Annotated in this window: 17 protein-coding genes; 6 read left to right on the forward strand and 11 right to left on the reverse strand. The window is 35.4% G+C overall.

Annotated elements, in window-relative coordinates; all coding sequences use genetic code 11:
• Nucleotides 1-59: 59 nt before the first annotated feature.
• The 5 genes from NEH74_RS03865 to NEH74_RS03885 all read right to left on the reverse strand — a co-directional run bounded on the left by NEH74_RS03865 (nucleotide 60) and on the right by NEH74_RS03885 (nucleotide 4505).
• The gene (locus tag NEH74_RS03865) at nucleotides 60-1412 is read right to left on the reverse strand and encodes a glucose-6-phosphate isomerase (RefSeq protein ID WP_055244682.1); all 1353 of its coding nucleotides are present in this window, start codon (nucleotides 1410-1412) and stop codon (nucleotides 60-62) included.
• 4 nt (nucleotides 1413-1416) lie between these two features.
• The gene (locus NEH74_RS03870; RefSeq protein ID WP_055244684.1) at nucleotides 1417-1788 is read right to left on the reverse strand and encodes a CvfD/Ygs/GSP13 family RNA-binding post-transcriptional regulator; all 372 of its coding nucleotides are present in this window, start codon (nucleotides 1786-1788) and stop codon (nucleotides 1417-1419) included.
• 457 nt (nucleotides 1789-2245) lie between these two features.
• Nucleotides 2246-3238: an NAD(P)/FAD-dependent oxidoreductase gene (locus tag NEH74_RS03875; protein ID WP_256644738.1), complete on the reverse strand. Its 993-nt coding sequence runs from the start codon at nucleotides 3236-3238 to the stop codon at nucleotides 2246-2248.
• A 282-nt stretch (nucleotides 3239-3520) separates the two neighbouring features.
• On the reverse strand, nucleotides 3521-3985 hold the full coding sequence (locus NEH74_RS03880; RefSeq protein ID WP_055305557.1) for a divergent PAP2 family protein: 465 nt from the start codon (nucleotides 3983-3985) through the stop codon (nucleotides 3521-3523).
• A gap of 31 nt (nucleotides 3986-4016) precedes the next feature.
• Entirely contained in the window at nucleotides 4017-4505 is a 489-nt protein-coding gene (locus tag NEH74_RS03885) for a phosphatidylglycerophosphatase A (protein WP_055305556.1), read from the reverse strand.
• Between the two features lie 91 nt (nucleotides 4506-4596).
• Here NEH74_RS03885 and NEH74_RS03890 point away from each other — a divergent pair, with 91 nt between their 5' ends.
• Nucleotides 4597-5517, forward strand: a complete 921-nt coding sequence (locus tag NEH74_RS03890; protein WP_055244693.1) for a hypothetical protein — start codon at nucleotides 4597-4599, stop codon at nucleotides 5515-5517.
• Between the two features lie 62 nt (nucleotides 5518-5579).
• Here NEH74_RS03890 and NEH74_RS03895 read toward each other — a convergent pair whose 3' ends face one another.
• Nucleotides 5580-5822 carry a NifU family protein gene (locus NEH74_RS03895; RefSeq protein WP_055244695.1) on the reverse strand — a complete coding sequence of 81 codons (243 nt, stop codon included), beginning with the start codon at nucleotides 5820-5822 and terminating at the stop codon, nucleotides 5580-5582.
• 82 nt (nucleotides 5823-5904) lie between these two features.
• Between NEH74_RS03895 and dapF the strand changes: the two genes are divergently transcribed.
• On the forward strand, nucleotides 5905-6753 hold the full coding sequence (dapF, locus tag NEH74_RS03900; RefSeq protein ID WP_055275897.1) for a diaminopimelate epimerase: 849 nt from the start codon (nucleotides 5905-5907) through the stop codon (nucleotides 6751-6753).
• 9 nt (nucleotides 6754-6762) lie between these two features.
• Here the strand turns inward: dapF and NEH74_RS03905 are convergent, their stop codons facing one another.
• From NEH74_RS03905 to yunB, 4 genes are all read right to left on the reverse strand, one after another.
• Nucleotides 6763-7557 carry a Cof-type HAD-IIB family hydrolase gene (locus NEH74_RS03905; protein ID WP_055305555.1) on the reverse strand — a complete coding sequence of 265 codons (795 nt, stop codon included), beginning with the start codon at nucleotides 7555-7557 and terminating at the stop codon, nucleotides 6763-6765.
• A gap of 45 nt (nucleotides 7558-7602) precedes the next feature.
• Complete coding sequence (locus tag NEH74_RS03910) at nucleotides 7603-8361, reverse strand: TIGR01457 family HAD-type hydrolase (RefSeq protein ID WP_055275901.1); 759 nt, start codon at nucleotides 8359-8361, stop codon at nucleotides 7603-7605.
• An 18-nt stretch (nucleotides 8362-8379) separates the two neighbouring features.
• The gene (locus NEH74_RS03915) at nucleotides 8380-8682 is read right to left on the reverse strand and encodes a YutD family protein (protein WP_411039924.1); all 303 of its coding nucleotides are present in this window, start codon (nucleotides 8680-8682) and stop codon (nucleotides 8380-8382) included.
• A gap of 520 nt (nucleotides 8683-9202) precedes the next feature.
• Nucleotides 9203-10051 (reverse strand): sporulation protein YunB, encoded by an 849-nt coding sequence (gene yunB, locus NEH74_RS03920; RefSeq protein WP_238581292.1) that lies wholly within the window; start codon nucleotides 10049-10051, stop codon nucleotides 9203-9205.
• 316 nt (nucleotides 10052-10367) lie between these two features.
• Between yunB and NEH74_RS03925 the strand changes: the two genes are divergently transcribed.
• The 4 genes from NEH74_RS03925 to NEH74_RS03940 all read left to right on the forward strand — a co-directional run bounded on the left by NEH74_RS03925 (nucleotide 10368) and on the right by NEH74_RS03940 (nucleotide 14933).
• Complete coding sequence (locus NEH74_RS03925; RefSeq protein WP_055305553.1) at nucleotides 10368-12200, forward strand: glycoside hydrolase family 13 protein; 1833 nt, start codon at nucleotides 10368-10370, stop codon at nucleotides 12198-12200.
• Nucleotides 12201-12222: 22 nt separating this feature from the next.
• On the forward strand, nucleotides 12223-13560 hold the full coding sequence (locus tag NEH74_RS03930; protein ID WP_055244708.1) for an MATE family efflux transporter: 1338 nt from the start codon (nucleotides 12223-12225) through the stop codon (nucleotides 13558-13560).
• Nucleotides 13561-13652: 92 nt separating this feature from the next.
• The gene (locus NEH74_RS03935; protein WP_055244710.1) at nucleotides 13653-14624 is read left to right on the forward strand and encodes a LacI family DNA-binding transcriptional regulator; all 972 of its coding nucleotides are present in this window, start codon (nucleotides 13653-13655) and stop codon (nucleotides 14622-14624) included.
• A gap of 174 nt (nucleotides 14625-14798) precedes the next feature.
• Nucleotides 14799-14933, forward strand: a complete 135-nt coding sequence (locus NEH74_RS03940) for a hypothetical protein (RefSeq protein WP_262941108.1) — start codon at nucleotides 14799-14801, stop codon at nucleotides 14931-14933.
• Nucleotides 14934-15242: 309 nt separating this feature from the next.
• Here NEH74_RS03940 and NEH74_RS03945 read toward each other — a convergent pair whose 3' ends face one another.
• Nucleotides 15243-16343: an ABC transporter ATP-binding protein gene (locus NEH74_RS03945; protein WP_055242288.1), complete on the reverse strand. Its 1101-nt coding sequence runs from the start codon at nucleotides 16341-16343 to the stop codon at nucleotides 15243-15245.
• Between the last annotated feature and the right edge of the window lie 65 nt (nucleotides 16344-16408).

Consider the following 16408-nt stretch of genomic DNA (forward strand, 5'->3'; position numbering starts at 1 on the left):
CGGGCGCACATAAAAAAGACTTTCCCATCAAGATGAGAAAGTCCTATGTTAGGATTAGATTATTTTAAACGAGCTTCTAATTGAGCTTTTAATTCTTCGTTACCTGGTTTTCCAAGTAATGCGAACATGTTTTTCTTGTAAGCTTCTACACCTGGTTGGTCAAATGGGTTAACGCCTAAGATATATCCACTCATTGCACATGCTTTTTCGAAGAAGTATACTAAGTATCCAAAGCTATAAGCTGATAATTCTGGTAAGTCGATGATTAAGTTTGGAACTCCTCCATCAACATGAGCTAATAATGTTCCTTGGAAGGCTTTTTTATTAACAAAGTCAATTGTTTGTCCAGCTAAATAGTTTAATCCATCTAAATCTGATTCTTCAGCTTCTAATACAACTTCACGAGTTGGTTTTACTACGTTTACAACTGTTTCGAAGATGTCACGACGACCTTCTTGGATATATTGTCCCATTGAGTGTAAATCTGTTGAGAATGAAGCAGATGCTGGGAAGATTCCTTTTTGATCTTTACCTTCTGACTCTCCGAATAATTGTTTCCACCATTCATTGAAGTATAATAATGCTGGTTCGTAGTTGATTAACATTTCGATTGTTTTACCTTTTGAGTATAATGCGTTACGGATAACTGCATATTGATAAGCTTCGTTTTCTGCTAAGTTTGGATTAGCATATTCAGCACGAGCATCATTTGCTCCACGCATCATATCCTCGATGTTGATTCCACTTACAGCGATTGGTAATAATCCTACAGCCGTTAAAACTGAGAAACGTCCACCTACATTATCTGGAACGATGAATGATTCGTATCCTTCGCTAGTCGCTAATGTTTTTAATGCTCCTTTAGAAGCGTCAGTTGTTGCGTAGATACGTTTATTAGCTTCTTCACGTCCAACTTTTTCGATTAATAATTTTTTAAATACGCGGAATGCGATTGCTGGTTCAGTTGTTGTTCCAGATTTAGAGATAACATTGATTGAGAATGTTTTATCCGCTAAGTATTCAACTAACTCTTGAACGTAAGTTGAAGAAATATGATGTCCTACAAAGATAATTTGTGGTGCTTTACGTGTTGCTTTATCTTGTAAGTTGTAGAAATGATTATTTAACGCTTCAATAGCTGCACGAGCTCCAAGGTAAGATCCACCGATTCCGATAACTAATAATACATCAGAATCTGATTGGATTTTTTCTGCTGCTTTTTGAATGCGAGCAAATTCGTCTTTATCATAATTTTCAGGTAAGTCAACCCATCCTAAGAAGTCATTACCTGCTCCTGTTTGTTCATGAATACGGTTGTGAAGTACTTTTACTAATTCATTCGCGTATTCTAATTCATGTGGCGCAACAAATGATGCTGCATTCTCATAGTTAAATGATAGGAATTTTCCCATTGTGTTAATCCTCCTTGTTAACCCTTGCTATTTTCTCGAGTGAGTCTCGAATCCAAATGGGTAAATGTTGGGCTAGTGGTGCAAATCCACTTGAAGTCTCAAAGTCAGACGCCTTCATACGATGATATCGGTAATTATTATTTGCAACACCCTTTAAACTTAACCGAGCTTGATGATTATCCGAATTAAATTTAAGGACTTTTACATCAATATATTGACCGATGTTAACAAAATCACGGATATCTTTCACATATCCGTCCGACAGTTCTGAGATATGAATTAATCCATTACAATCTTCACTCAATTGGACGAACGCACCATAAGATTGGATACCAGTAACTTTCCCTCGTACGATACTCCCTTCTTTGATTTTCATCGTTTACACCTCAGTTCATACATACCCTTTCATTATATCATAAAGTTTTTTCCATATAATCGATATTGTGAATTTTTTTTACTTTGGATTTATTTTTTTATGTATCATCGGTTATCTACAGGTAAAAAAGTGTAATAAACCCTTTTATATTATATTTCTATTAGGCTCTTAAAAAGATTCTGATTGATGTGTTCTATGATGCATCAATCTTATTTTTATACTAAGACTCTAGTTATCATATTAAAATTTATTTAGCTAATTTAAAGAATACTAGTAACTCAAATGTTACCTTGCTATATCAATATAACATGATAACTTGTACAATTTAAACTATTGTCTGTTTGATTATATGATTAATTTCTAAACATAAGTCATTCTTTTTAATCATCATAAAAGCCTTAGAGATTAAATTCATTCTCTAAGGCTTCTTTTCGTGATGCTCGATTCTAAGATGTTTTTATTTCATCATGGCAGAGCTATGTTTATGACGATGTACTTTTTCAGGATATGCATAAGCAATCGCTGCATTAATGGCAACAACCACTTCACCAAATCCTGTTGTAATCATTTTGATTTTTCCATCGAACGTACAAGCATCTCCCGCTGCGAAGATTCCGTTGATACTTGTTTGTTGGCTAATATCTACACAAAGTGCGTTTTTATCTAATTCTAAATCCCACTCTTTAATTGGTCCAAGAGATGAGATAAACCCATATAAAACGATAACTTCATCAGCATGCACTAATTTTGTTTCATTAGTTGTTACGTTTGTTAATTCAACAGCCGTGACACGTCCGTTTTCTCCAGTTAAGCCTGCAGCCACATATGGCGTTAAGATTTCTACATTTGAAGCTTTTAAGTTGTCAACGCTAGAAGCATGTGCTCTAAATTCATCGCGACGATGAACGATTGAGACATTTTTAGCAACTCCATCAAGCATTAATGCCCAGTCGACAGCTGAATCTCCTCCACCAAAGATAACAACGTCTTTTCCTTTAAAGGTTTCCATTGTTGAAACGAAGTAATGAATATTTGAAAAATCATTAGCATTGGCAACGTCTAATTTACGAGGTGTAAATGCTCCATTTCCAGCAGTAATAACAATTGAACGTGAATAATGGCATTCCTTATCCGTACAGATTTTGAATGTTCCATCTTCTAACTTTTCAACAGTTTGTACGTTTGTGTTAGTCACTACGTCAATTCGATCTTTAAACTGATCCATTTGAACTTTTAATTGTTCAATCATTTCACCTGCTTTAATTTTAGGATGACCTGGTAAATCATAGATGTACTTTTCAGGATATAAGGCAGCTAATTGCCCCCCCAGCTCCGGTAAAGCATCAATAATTTTTGTTGTCATTCCGTGCATTCCTGCATAAAATGCACCGTAGATTCCAACAGGCCCAGCCCCAATAATTGTTAAATCATAAATTTTTTCCGTCATCATCTTCACCTCTTTTGATTTGATTACTACTTCTATAGTCAGCTTGTATTGACGATATTTTACAGCTTTAACTTCCATGTGTTAAATATAAATTTCATTTCTGTTTATATATATAAGTCCCGATAAGTTTTTCACATCGTGAAAACTTTAATCGGGACTATTCACTGCCTTACTACCAACGTATTTTGATAACTAAGACTGATGATAAAAACATGAAATGCATTTTGGTTTATATATAGTATAACTAAAACCAACACTCAAAACAACTTTTTGACATTAAAAGTTCTAAATAACTCCTGCCATAATTCCATAGATAACGGCAACAAAGATTCCAAATAACGTTCCACAGAACGTTTCTAGTGGTTCATGACCTAACAATTCTTTAAAACGCTTTTGATAGGTTTCATCTTGAAAGACTGAGAGATTTCCTGTCTTCATTAAATCATCTAATAATTGATTTAACATTTTGGCATGTTGGCCCGCATGACGACGAATTCCCATCGCATCATAAATGACGACTGCTGCAAAACAAAAAGAGATTGCAAATGCGGTTGAATCGATTCCATTAACGAATGCGACTGCTGTTGCAAGGGCAGCAACAAAAGCCGAATGTGAACTCGGCATTCCTCCCGTTGATAAAACAAGTGTTGGTCGCCACTCTTTTTTTGTAATCAAACGAAGTGGGACTTTAATAATTTGCGCTAATACATTAGCTAAGATTGCAGATTCTAATACATAATTAAACCACATTGTAGCTCTCCCCTTTTGCTAATAAGAAAAATTATACTTGCCGACGATGTGCGATTCGACTAGCGGCAGCTGCTGCAATAGCCCCGACTAAATCATCCATAAAGGTTTGACAACATCCTTCCGCTTTCCCTTTTTTATCAATTTCACCTAAAATTCCTGGTTTAAGCTTATCAATATAACCGTAATTTGTAAACCCAATCGATCCATAAACATTTAAAATCGAAAATGCAAGAACTTCATCAATTCCATATAAAGAGTAGTCATGATCGACCATTTCTTGTAACGGCTCTCCTAATAAATTCATTTCTGCCAATTCATCTAATCGAATGCCTGTTAGGACGGCATTTTGAACTTCTCGTTTTTTAAGAACAGCCTTGACGTTATGAAGACAAACATCTAACGTTAATCCTTCATAATAGTTTGACTGTAGAAAATACGTTAATTGTGCAATTTGTTCCAGTGTTACGCCTCTCTCATTAATTTTCTGTATGACTAATTCTTCTAATGCTTTTTGATCCATCTTAAATTCATCCCTTCAATTATCATATTTATATGTCACACCCGCATAGATATAGATTAGATACTTATTTTAAAATTTGAGGATGATCCGAATGAAGGAGCTAATTAATTGGTATTATCAACTCCAAATTGACCATTTAGAACAATTAAACGATATCTATTATACGAAGTTAGGTGACCGTTACATTTATATTATATCAGTTGGAAAAGAGAAAAATACAATTTTTTTCCATCTTCTACAATTTTTACAGTATAGTACGCAGCAACGAATTCTATTATCAAAGGATAATACAACGACAGTGTTATTCGAGGGAGAACACTACTATGTGTTAGAGTCGACTGTCATACTACATGATTTTATCGACATTCGCACACTCCAGATTCCCATCATTTATCCAGAACCGTATGCACTTGCACCTGAATTAAAAGAGCGTTGGACAGCCAAAAATCGATTACATGAAGAACAATTGAACATCTTAATCGATCAACTATCCGCAGATGACCGACTCTTATTTTTCGACTTGGCTACTTATTATATTCATCTAAATGAGCAAGCTTATACATTTATCAATGAACTGATCGAGGTCAAGTACCCTGTTTCTTTATGTCATATGCGCCTGACTCCAACCAGTTATAAATTTGAATGTTTCTGTCCTAAGCTATTGACTTTAGATAATAAGTCTCGCTGCTACTGCGAATATATTCGTCACCTCTATTTAATGAATCAGGATTTAGTTCAAGTGCGATCATTTGTTCAAATTGTGAATCAAGTTAATCCACTTAGTCAAGAAGAATGGAAGCTTTTATATGCAAGATTATTTTTCCCTACTCAGTTTTACGATGCATTATTTAGCTTAAGAGAAGGTGAAAAAGTCAATATTCCATTAATCTACGAGCAAGCACTTAGCTATGCTAAATTACTCTATCAATTACCATATGAAGTGTATCGAAGCAATTTAATCGAACTTCGTATTCCTGAATGGGTCAAAACGGAGGCATTGTCAAAAACTTAAATAAAATGGTAAAAAAAGAGGCCCTACTCGAATATAACTAGTAGAGGACCTCTTTTTTACTATTATGCTAAATATTCTTCAATATTTTCAACGCCAATAACACCAGGAACTTCTTCTAATAGAATTTGTTCAATTCCGTCTTTTAACGTAGAGTCCATTGAGGCACAACCAACACATGCACCTAACATTTGCACATAGACAATTCCATCTTCAAATTTAACATATTCAACATCCCCACCATCGCGTTGTAAGTAGGGTCTTAATTTTTCTAGAATTTCAACGATCTGTTTTTCTGTTTCGTTCACTTCGATCACCTCATTAGATACTAGTTAAATTATAAAACGTAGCCCTGAAAAAGTAAACAGATATACATAAGGAGGAATACCTTTGCAACCTATTTTTTTCACTAAATTATCGACAATTGGCAATAACTATTTAATTTTAAATTATCTTGAACAGCCAGAGCTCTCTTTAGATTATGCCAATTTAGCTAAACATATAACTAATCCTCGAACTGGAATTTTAGCAGATGGAATCATTATCTTGCTTCCATCTCAACTTGCTGATTTTAAAATGATTATTTATAACCGAGATGGTTCTCGTGCTAAAACATGTGGAAACGGATTACGGCTCATCGGGCATTATTTATTAGAGATTGAACGCTTTAATCAGCCTCAAATCAAAATCGAAACTGACGCTAACGTTTCCATTTTAACACATGAAGAGGATTTAATAACTGTTGATTTAGGATTGGCCCATTCACTCATCGATCCTTGTCACCCCCTTTCCCTAAAAAGTCAAGTGACTGACTACTGCGGGGATATTGAAACACCATATGGAATTTGGCAAGTAGATATGATTTCCATGGGAAATCCTCACTTTATCATTTATACTGATGATGACCACGAGGCATTTGAGGAAGAAATGGAACGAATTTCAAAAAATTATGATGTTAATGTTGGGATGTTAACAGTTATTAATTCAAATGAATTATTATTAACCACTTACGAACGAGGGTCTGGTTTGACTAGTGCTTGCGGGACGAATGCGGCTGCCGCTGTGGCGAGTGCAGTGGCGAGACGACAAGTGAATCCATATGAATTGATTACGGTACATTTACCAGGCGGTGATCTTTATTTAAAATGGAATGAAGAGGCACATCTTTTAGCAACCGGGCGTTGCACTAAAACTTGTTGCGGAACTTACTTTTTTGAAGATGAAAAAAAGGACTTTTAAAAGTCCTTTTTATATTAGAATGTATTTTTCAATTCCAGTGGCTACGCCATCTTCTAATACACTATCTGTGACTTGGTGCGCATAGGATTTGACTTCGTCACTTGCATTTCCCATAGCAATCCCGCATCCAACAGTTGATAACATTTCGATATCATTTTTTCCATCACCAAAAGCATAGCTTTGTTCAACAGGAATACCTAAATGTTTAAGTGCCGTTAGGATACCTGTCGCTTTTGTGTTTTTCTTTGAATAAAGTTCAAATATGCGATCACTAATACTCTGAACATAATCATATTCAGGATTTTGTTCAACGAGTGATAAACAATATTCCATGGCTTCATCATTGGGACAAAGCATCTCAATTTTTTGTGTTTGAATGTCTTCTAACTGATAGTCACTAACTAAGTAGTTTCGTGAAATACCGATGCTATCAAAAATTTGATAATATTCTTTACATTCATCTTTCATGTACGAGTAGCAATCGCTTTGTAACATGTACTGGATTTGACGTTGTTCGAATTCTGCTGTGGCATTTTTTACAAAGGTGGGATCAAGTGGCTCTTTATAAATGGTTTCATTTCCAATCATTACTTGTGCTCCATTGGTTAAAATATATCCATCAAAACCAAAAGATAAAATGGCTTCACTTAAAAAAGCATACGGTCTGCCAGTGGCAATGAAAGCATAATGACCTTCTTGTTGTAAGCGACGAATGGCCTGTTTGACCTGATGACTTAAATCAATATGACCATTGATACAATCAATGAGTGTTCCATCAATATCAAAAAAGATAGCTTTTTTCATATTTAATCCCCCTCTAGACATAGAAAAATCCCTCTCGGGCTTTTATTAAATTGTAAATTCTGTTAAGTCTTTTAAAACATGTGTGGGTTGTGTGTCATAACTCATCACTTCTTCTCGTGTTGAAACACCACCTTCGATATAAATGGTCGGAACGTTTGCATTAATTCCAGCTAAAATATCTGTAAAATAATTATCTCCAATCATCGCGACTTCTGCAGCGGGAAGGTTAATTAATTCTAATGCTTTTTCCATAATAATACGTTCGGGTTTTCCGATGAAAATTGGATCGACTCCTGTTGAAACAGAGATGACTGATGTCAAAGCCCCATTTCCAGGTAATAAGCCACGCTCAGTCGGAATGGCAACGTCACCGTTTGTTGAGATGAATGTTGCTCCATTACGAATAGCTAAACAAGCTAATCCTAGCTTTTCATAGTTGATGTCACGATCTAAGCCAATAACCACATAATCAGGATTTTCACTGGTAATCGTTAATCCTTTTTCAACTAAGGCTGTTTCAAGTCCAATTTCACCAATCATATAGACTTTTGCATTTGGATTTTCATCGTAAATATATTGGGCTGTTGCCATTGATGGCGTATAAACTTGTTGTTCAGTGACCGGATATCCTAAGTCCGCTAGAACATCAGCCACCATTTGCGGTGTTTTTGTACTATTGTTTGTTAAAAATAAATATGAGATTTGTTTTTCGTGTAAAGCTTTAACAAATTCTAATGTTTCTTTAACGACTTTTGTTCCATGATAAGCTGTTCCATCTAAATCAATTAAATATCCTTTATACATAAGTCTTCCTCTTTCTTGCTATTTCTTCGATGTTGTCCATTCTTCTGAGTGTTGTTTTGGCACGATTTTTTCTACCACATAATACGGGCATCCATATGCACAATACTCAGCGATATATTCTGGAATCGTGACACATTTTAAATCTAAAGGAACGTTTTTACGTTCATTGTAGTAAAATCCTTTTAATCGAAGTTGTCCGCCTGAGAAATCTCCCACAATGACATCATATTTCTCTAAAATTTCTGTTAGTTTTTGATAAAATAATTCTTCGTCAAATTCTACGAGATGTGTTTTCACCACTTGATAACGATAACGACTCACAATCATCACCTCTTTTTTTACTATATAAATATTAAAGTATCTGTTACAATTCTGTATCAATCTGAATTCCTTAACCACTTTAAAGGGGGTTCCCTATGCTACGTAACGAAGTTCGTAGCTTTCCCCAATTGATAGGGTATGGGTCCCCTATGCCATGTGGCTCACTCAAAGAGTGAGATCATGGCTATCCTCCTCTGATAGGGCTTAAGTTCCCTGGCATTTTCGAAGAAAATGTTTCCTCAACTGCTAGGGTATGGGGTCCCTTATCCTACGTAACGAAGTTCCTAGCTTTGGCCAATTGATAGGGCTTGGGTCCCCTAGCATTTTTGAAGAAAATATATCTACCACTGGTAGGGATTTAAAAGTTTTTTGATGTAAAAACTTTTGTGGACTTATATATTAATCCAATAGTTTTATTTTATCACAAATGATCTAAAACCTCCATTATTTGCAAAGGCAAATATCGTCTCTAGTTTTTGAAGGAATGTCACCTATTTGATGACCTTCATCTATCGTTAACCTATTCTAATAAAATGTTTTCCATACCATTTTGTACACTTTGTTCAGGAGAAGCATTTGGCGCAGGTGTCTGTGTTTCATTTGTTTTTCCAGATTCATTCGTGAATGGGCTAAGAGGTGAAGCACTACTGCTTCCAATATAGTAGTATTGTGGTGTTTGTCCAGTAATCATTTTAATGACGAGCGGACTAGAAACAGTGACAGTCGTTTCCTCTGATTGAAAAGGTAATGTTACTTTTAATCTAACAGTAACTTTTAGTAAAATCTCAAGCATCGCATTATTGATGCCATACGGTTGAACAGCTGTCTCGATGTCAGTCACTACATTCCCTATAATCTTAGCTGAAACGGGAAATCGTGGCCCATATTCATGAAAAAGTGAGAGGTTAAACGCAGCCATTAAAGGGACAGAGAGTAAGATTCCATCTTCATACGGTCCGCCATAAATCGCATCTAATCCAAGTTCACTTAAATCTCCATTTTCAACAAGTAATAACTTCTCCTCTACTTGATGCGTCGCCGAGACGAGCAAACGGTTAAGTTCAGGGGTATTAATATAAACACTGCTGACATAGCCTTCATCATTTTCTTCAAAATGAATGACATCCTCTACTTTAAACGAGACTAAGTCGCTGCTCCCAATGGCTTCTTTTATAATTAAAGTTGCAATATTAACCGTTTGTTTTGAAGCATAACTCATCACAATTGTATAAATATTACTATAAACAAAATGAGCTGTATAAATGAATCCCCCTATGATTGCCATAGCAATAATTCGTCGTTTCCACTTTTTAAAATAATTCGTTGTTTTTTTTCTTCTTCGTGACTGTCTTCGCATTCGTTTCGTCATTTTTTACCGTCGCTCCTTTGTTGAATTTTTTACCAAAATAAAACCGGTTACACCAATAAACTCCATTGTGATTGCATCCCCCTAATGGCATAATGTAAGGGGTTCCCTCGAGGACCCCACCGCTAAACAAAATGAAGAAAGTCCTCAACTGGTGGGGCAATCATACATTTATTACGTGATTCTATTTTAAATAAAAATAAAACTCTTAGCTTTCCACTATGGGGGATATAAGGAGGCATCCTTGCATCAGTAATAAATGTATATTCGTAACTCGAGCAGGCTTGAACTGTTTTATATGCAAAAGGAGTGAAAAGTAATGAACTTACATGCAATTTATCATCGACCAAATCAAAATTATGCCTATTCATACGACTTAGAAACGATTCATGTACGATTACGTACTGCCAAAAATGATATCGAGCAGGTTACAGTCCGTTTTGGCGATCCTTATCATTGGATGGCCGGTGGCGGAGGTGGAAACCTAAATGCCGAAGGAGCACAAGGTTGGATTAGCCACGAAATCAAGATGAAAAAAGAAGTATCCACCGATTTATTTGATTTTTGGTTTGCTGAAGTCAAGCCGGAATTCAGACGTATGCGTTACGCCTTCATCCTTGAAAGTGAAAAACAACGAATTTTATTTGGTGAAAAAAAAATCGTCCCACTAACTGATGATGACGACTTAAACTATCCTTATTTGAACGAGATTGGAAATTTCTTCTGCTTCCCGTTTTTAAATCCAGCTGATATTTTTAACGCTCCAGAATGGGTTAAATCAACGATTTGGTATCAAATTTTCCCTGAACGATTTGCGAATGGAAATCCAGCATTAAATCCTGATCATACAGTAGAATGGGGAAGTGTCGATCCAAAGCACGATACATTCTATGGGGGGGATTTAGAAGGGGTGATTCAAAATCTTGACCACTTACAAGAGCTTGGAGTTAATGGCATCTACTTCTGCCCTATTTTCAAATCACCATCAACACATAAGTATGATACAACAGACTATTTTGAGATTGATCCACAATTTGGTGATAAAGCAACATTTAGAAGACTTGTGAAAGAAGCTCATCAACGCGGAATGAAAATTATATTAGATGCCGTGTTTAATCATTGTGGCTGGGAGTTTCCTCAATGGCAGAATGTCTTAAAATATGGTGAACAATCAACATATAAAGACTGGTTCCATATTCGAAAATTCCCATTAATAGAAAATGACTTTGATCCATTAACACAACCAGGTGGATTAAATTATGATGCTTTCGCATTCGCTCAAAATATGCCCAAGTTAAACACAGAAAATCCTGAAGTTATCGACTATTTCTTAGAAGTTGGTCGTTACTGGATTCGTGAATTTGATATTGATGGTTGGCGCTTAGATGTGTCAAATGAAGTTGATCATACATTCTGGCGCTTGTTTAGAAATGCTGTTCGTGAAGTAAAAAAAGATGTTTATATTTTAGGAGAAGTGTGGCATGATTCACAGCCATGGTTAAACGGTGATCAATTTGATGCCGTCATGAACTATCCACTAGGAGATGCTATTTTAAACTATGTCGCTCAAAATAAAATTAATTCCTCACAGTTTGTGGTTGCAATTAATAAGGTATTGACAGACTATGCAAAAAACGTGAATGAAGCTGCGTTTAACTTACTTGATAGCCATGATACTCAGCGTTTATTAACAGTTTGTGGCGGAAATAAAAAGAAAGCTTTACTCGCCTATACTTTATTAATGACACAAGCAGGGACACCATGTATTTATTACGGTAGTGAAATTGGACTAGATGGTGGGGCTGATCCACTTTGTCGAAAATGTATGATTTGGGATAAGGACTCTCAGGACCGAGAAATGTTTGATTATTTAAAGCAACTTATCCATCTTCGAAAAACATACAAAGCTTTAAGTTCTTCTGAATTAGAATGGATACAAGCTAGTGATACTGGTTCTTACCTTATTTTTAAAAAACAATTAAATGATGAAATCATTTATGTCATATTAAATAACAATAACAAATCTCAACTCATTAATTTATCTTCTTTACCAGAAGGTGTGTATACTGAATTGTTGACTAACACAGAAGTAAGCATGAAGGCTACATTACCAGTGAAACCTTATACTGCTTGGATTCTTAAGAAAATTTAAGAATGTTGCGGGGAGAACAGATATGAGTGATAATTTTGAACGCAAATCGCTGAAGCAATTGGCATGGCCAATTTTTATTGAATTAACCTTATTTATGCTGATGGGCATGGTCGATACCTTTATGCTAAGTGCCTATTCAGACTCTGCTGTTGCTGCTGTTGGAATGTCAAATCAAGTCATTAATTTAATTGCGGTAATGTTTAACTTTGTTGCCGCTGGAACTGTGATTTTAATGTCGCAAAATTTAGGAGCAAATCATCATCAAAAGGCTTGTGAAGTTGGGATCGTATCCATCGGTGCAAACTTAATCATTGGGGTTATTTTAAGTATGGTGATGGTTGTTTGTTCCAAATATATTCTTGACTTTATGAATACACCTGATGAGATCATGAACACAACTGTCACTTATACAAAAATTGTCGGGAGCTTTTTATTTTTAATGGCCATTCAACCGGTTCTTAGTGGAATTTTACGAAGCTATGGCTATACAAAGCAATCAATGATCATCACACTAATTGCAAACATTATTAACATTTTGGGCAATGCCCTCTTTATTTATGGTTTATTTGGAGCACCTGAACTCGGTCCAATTGGAGTCGCAATTTCAACAGTCTTTAGCCGTTTTATTACCGTGCTCTTAATTGCATTCATCATTGTCAGAAAAATTGATTTCTCATTTTCAGAGCAATTTTTCAAACGTTGGCCAATTCAAGATATTAAAAATATTTTAAAAATCGGGGTGCCTTCTGCCTTAGAGCAAGTCGCTTACTCAAGTTCACAAGTTGTCATTTTGTCATTTGTGTCCTTACTTGGAACATTAGCAATTACAACGAGAGTTTATACATCCAACCTTTCAATGTTCATCTATTTATTTAGCTTAGCCATTGCTCAAGCGAACCAAGTTTTAGTCGGTTATTTTATCGGTGAAGAGAAGAATGAAGAAGTCTATAAACAAACTTTTAAAACCCAAGGGTTGGCCGTTGCTGTTTCTTTGATACTTTCAATTGTTGCTTATTTCGGTAGTGATTTATTATTTGGAATCTTTACAAATGATCCGGCTATTTTAAGTCTTGGAAAATCATTATTACTCGTAAATACAGCGCTTGAGATTGGTCGCGCCTCAAACTTAGTTTTAACGAATGCGCTAAAAGCAGCGGGAGACGTTAATTATCCTTTCATTTTTGGAATTGTTGGAATGTGGCTCATCTGTATCCCAGTTGCTTATATTTTAGGAATTCATTTTAACCTTGGATTAGTTGGGATTTGGATTGCATTTGCTATCGACGAATGTTTTAGAGGGCTGATTTTCACCTTTAGATTTAGAGGCAAGAAATGGACTAATAAGTCTTTCATTTCCTAATAGCTCATGATATCCATTGACATTGTGAAAGATTGTCTTTTATAATTAGGATAGAAATAACGAGTAATAAGGGAATTTAGAGGTGAAAAACTTTGGCGAATATTAAAGACGTCGCAAAGCTTGCTAACGTTTCTGTAGCAACCGTCTCACGCGTCATCAATAACAAAGGATATGTCAATGAACATACAAAAGAGTTAGTTATGCAAGCAATTAAGGAATTAAATTACGTTCCTAATGAAATTGCACGTTCTCTGTATCGAAAATCATCAAAAATTATTGGAATTATTATTCCAGATTTAAAAAATGAGTTTTTTAATGATATGATCTCCGGAATTGAAGAAGTTATTTTACAACATGGCTATAAAACAATGCTTTGTACATCAAGAGAAAGCCTTGACCGTGAAAAAGAATACTTACAAATCTTTTCAACAAATAAAATTGATGGTCTAATTTTATGTTCGAATTCTCCAGATATCGTATCATACATCAATTTGGATATTCCTATCGTTGGATTAGATCGTATTATTAGTAAAGATATTCCATCTGTTACAGCAGATAATTATATGGGGGGAATCTTAGCAGCCAATCGATTAATTGAGGCAAATTGTAGGAAGATTGTTCAGTTCAGAGGCCCTCAAACATTATCTCCTGCTAATGAACGCGCAAACGGTTTTTTACAAACCTTACAGCGCCATCCAGATATTCAAGTTCATACAGTAGAACTAGAATTTACTCCAGATACCAATGCTGAAATCTATAACTTCTTAGTCACTCATCCTGAAATTGATGGAATTTTTGCAGCAAGTGATATTATTGCAGCAAACTGTATTCGTTGCCTAAAGAAACTAGGACGCCAAGTTCCACAAGAGATTAAAATTATCGGTTACGACAACATTAGTATTTGTGAATTTACAGATCCAACGATTTCAACAATTGCTCAACCAATAGTTTCAATGGGGGAAATCGCTGCAGAAACATTATTTAAACTAATCAATAACGAACCAATCGAACAACGACATATTTCCTTACCGGTTGAACTCATCGAACGAGAATCTACCAAATAAAAGGTTGAAACAAACGTTTATCTCGCCGTGAAGGTTAACAAAAAAAGGCTGATGACTCTTTTTGGAGTCTACAGCCTTTTTTTCAACTTTATAGGAGAGAGGCTTGTTGAAACTGGATTGGGTCACCTGGCATTTTCGAAGAAAATGTATCCTCAACTGCTAGGGCAATGGTGAGTGAAACGAACCCGTAGCTTTCCTCTACTGGTAGGGAATGGATTTTTAGTTGGAGATTTAATTAGTTATAGTATTGGAATCACTGCCGCGTTTAGACTAGACTATTTAGTAAACTTAGAAGTAAATAAACGATGATTGATTAAATAATCTAACCCAATCCGCCTATATCCTTAAGCATTCATAGTTGTACCTCATCAACTAGTTCCACTAAAACTACTATTCAATCAAACTGAATCTTTTTACTCTCTCCAACGATTGTTCTAACTAATCATACTATTTTCTTAGAGAGGCAAGTCTAAAACATACGTCACTTTTTTAGCGATAGTCCCTCATTAAATGTTGAATTGACTTTCATTTCTTAAATAGGTTAACTAATAAAAAGCTGTCCCTTTCGAGACAGCTTTGGCTATATTTTAACGTGTGTATGTGTGTGTTTAAATAAAATTAGCGGATAACTTCTTCAGTTGTTACATCGAAGAAGTGGCATTTGTTCATGTCTAACGCTAACTCTAATGTATCTCCCATACGAACATCAGAACGAGCATCTACTTTAGCAACTAATTGTTGCCCAGCTAAAGTTGTATACAGAATAGACTCATGTCCTAATAACTCTGCTACTTCGATTTCAGCTTTATATTTTGCTTCACTATAAGTATCTGCTACGATTGGTTCATCATGAATATCTTCTGGGCGGATACCGAAAATCACTTCTTTATTATCATATCCTTTTTGTTTTAACATATTAAATTTGGCGTCTGGAATACGGAATTTTAAGTTATCTGCAATAAAGTAACCATTTGCTACTTTACCATGAACAAAGTTCATTGCAGGAGATCCGATGAATCCACCAACGAAAACAGTTTTTGGATTATCATAAATTTCTTTTGGAGATCCGATTTGTTGAATTACTCCGTCTTTCATAACAACAATACGAGAAGCCATTGTCATCGCTTCTGTTTGGTCATGGGTAACGTAGATTGTAGTTGTCGCTAAACGCTCATGTAATTTGATGATTTCTGAACGCATGGCAACACGTAATTTAGCATCTAAGTTTGATAATGGCTCATCCATTAAGAATACTTTTGCATCACGTACGATGGCACGTCCTAAAGCAACACGTTGACGTTGTCCCCCTGATAACGCCTTTGGTTTACGATCTAAATATTGTTCAAGTCCTAAAATACGAGCTGCATCTTTCACACGACGATCAATTTCCTCTTTAGGAATTTTACGTAATTTTAATCCGAATGCCATGTTATCATAAACATTCATGTGAGGATATAATGCATAAGATTGGAATACCATCGCGATATCACGATCTTTTGGCGCCACGTCATTCATTAAGACACCATCGATATAAAATTCCCCTTTAGAGATTTCCTCTAACCCCGCAATCATACGTAATGTTGTTGACTTCCCACATCCTGATGGTCCAACGAATACGATGAATTCTTTATCTGCAATATCTAGATTGAAATCTGTTACAGATGGATTTGGATTGTTCTCATAAATTTTATAAATGTTTTTCAATTTTAATTCAGCCATTTTTAATTCCTCCCTCTTGGTATAGGTAAATTATAGAATGAAAGCGATTAACTTTCAATAAACAA

It is taken from the genome of Turicibacter sp. GALT-G1, assembly GCF_025594995.1.
Taxonomy (GTDB): domain Bacteria; phylum Bacillota_I; class Bacilli_A; order MOL361; family Turicibacteraceae; genus Turicibacter; species Turicibacter bilis.

Bases quoted from the DNA above. Each gene is read 5' to 3' on its own strand.
- NEH74_RS03865 (WP_055244682.1), bottom strand. From the start codon at position 1,412: ATGGGAAAATTCCTATCATTTAACTATGAGAATGCAGCATCATTTGTT.
- NEH74_RS03870 (WP_055244684.1), bottom strand. From the start codon at position 1,788: ATGAAAATCAAAGAAGGGAGTATCGTACGAGGGAAAGTTACTGGTATC.
- NEH74_RS03875 (WP_256644738.1), bottom strand. From the start codon at position 3,238: ATGATGACGGAAAAAATTTATGATTTAACAATTATTGGGGCTGGGCCT.
- NEH74_RS03880 (WP_055305557.1), bottom strand. From the start codon at position 3,985: ATGTGGTTTAATTATGTATTAGAATCTGCAATCTTAGCTAATGTATTA.
- NEH74_RS03885 (WP_055305556.1), bottom strand. From the start codon at position 4,505: ATGGATCAAAAAGCATTAGAAGAATTAGTCATACAGAAAATTAATGAG.
- NEH74_RS03890 (WP_055244693.1), top strand. From the start codon at position 4,597: ATGAAGGAGCTAATTAATTGGTATTATCAACTCCAAATTGACCATTTA.
- NEH74_RS03905 (WP_055305555.1), bottom strand. From the start codon at position 7,557: ATGAAAAAAGCTATCTTTTTTGATATTGATGGAACACTCATTGATTGT.
- NEH74_RS03910 (WP_055275901.1), bottom strand. From the start codon at position 8,361: ATGTATAAAGGATATTTAATTGATTTAGATGGAACAGCTTATCATGGA.
- yunB (WP_238581292.1), bottom strand. From the start codon at position 10,051: ATGACGAAACGAATGCGAAGACAGTCACGAAGAAGAAAAAAAACAACG.
- NEH74_RS03925 (WP_055305553.1), top strand. From the start codon at position 10,368: ATGAACTTACATGCAATTTATCATCGACCAAATCAAAATTATGCCTAT.
- NEH74_RS03930 (WP_055244708.1), top strand. From the start codon at position 12,223: ATGAGTGATAATTTTGAACGCAAATCGCTGAAGCAATTGGCATGGCCA.
- NEH74_RS03945 (WP_055242288.1), bottom strand. From the start codon at position 16,343: ATGGCTGAATTAAAATTGAAAAACATTTATAAAATTTATGAGAACAAT.